At 62.7% G+C, this 1,369-nt stretch carries 1 pseudogene; it reads left to right on the top strand.

From position 1 onward, the window contains the following. Positions 1-67 precede the first annotated feature (67 nt). A pseudogene (locus GD1_RS24115) lies at positions 68-1,333 on the top strand (IS3 family transposase). The last annotated feature ends 36 nt before the right edge of the window (positions 1,334-1,369 follow it).

Raw genomic sequence — 1,369 nt, 5'->3', positions numbered from 1 at the left:
ACCTGACCCTGAACCTTGGACACGTTGAATCCCACCAGTCGGCGGGAGGAAGCGAGATGATCAAGGTATGGCTCGGAAACACTATTCAGAGCAGTTCCGTAAGGACGCGGTGGACTTGTACGAGTCGACCCCGGGTGCCACGGTCCGCAGTGTCGCGGCTGATCTCGGTGTCGAGCGGGGCACCCTGCGGAACTGGTTAGACCGTTACGGCACCGGTCGCAAGACTGCTGCCGATGGCAGCAACGCAGCCAGTCCTCTCAAGGCCCGACCGGACGCCGCAGGCGTGGCCGGTGTGGTCGGCGAGGAGAGCATCGAGGCCAAGGTCGCACGGTTGGAGGCCGAGAACGCGGCATTGCGCAGCGAGAAGCATAAACTGACCACCGAACGGGAGATCTTGCGTGCGGCGGCGAAGTATTTCGCCGGGGAGACGAACTGGTGAGCCGCTTTCAGTTCGTCGCCGACCACCTCGACACCTACCCGGTGAAGTGGCTATGCGAACTCGTCGACCTCGCGTGTTCGTCGTTCTATGCCTGGCGCAAGGCTGCCTCGACTCGGACAGCCCGAGCCGACGCTGATGATGTTCTGGCACAACGTATTCGACAGATTCATGATGGTGACAACACCTGCGGGGTGCCGCGGATCACCGCTGAACTCAACGATGGGGCGCCTCCGGCGGACCGGGTCAACCACAAACGGGTAGCCAGGGTCATGCGTGAACGCGGCATCGCCGGCTACCGACGGCGGCGTCGGGTGGTGACAACGATCCCCGAACCCGCCGATCACAAAATACCTGACCTGGTCAAACGGAACTTCACCGCAGCGGCTCCCAATCAGGTGTACGTCGGAGATATCACCTATCTGCCACTCGCTGATGGCACCAACCTGTACCTGGCGACAGTGATCGACTGTCACTCGCGGAGGTTGGCCGGGTGGGCGGTGGCCGATCACATGCGCACCGAACTCGTCGCCGATGCCCTGCACGCTGCCCGCCAGACCAGGGGCAGCCTGTCCGGGGCGATCTTCCACTCTGATCATGGCTGGGGTGTACACGAGCAAGGCCTACGCCCGACTGTGTGCCGACCTCGGGGTGACCCAGTCGATGGGGTCGGTAGGGACAAGTGCCGACAACGCGATGGCCGAGGCGTTCAATGCCACACTCAAACGCGAGGTCCTCCAGGACGAGCGGTACTGGCCTGATCAACTCGCATGTCGCCGTGAAGTCTTCGGCTGGCTCGTGCGATACAACACCCGTCGCCGACACTCCTGGTGCGGCTACCGCACACCTATCGACTACGAAACCCGTTACGCTGCTACACTATCCATCGCAGCATGAATCCCACCCTGTGTCCAAGATCCGGGGTCAAGGCCC

The organism is Gordonia desulfuricans NBRC 100010, assembly GCF_001485495.1.
Classification (GTDB): Bacteria; Actinomycetota; Actinomycetes; order Mycobacteriales; family Mycobacteriaceae; genus Gordonia; species Gordonia desulfuricans.
This window is presented reverse-complemented; position numbering and strand designations above follow the sequence as displayed.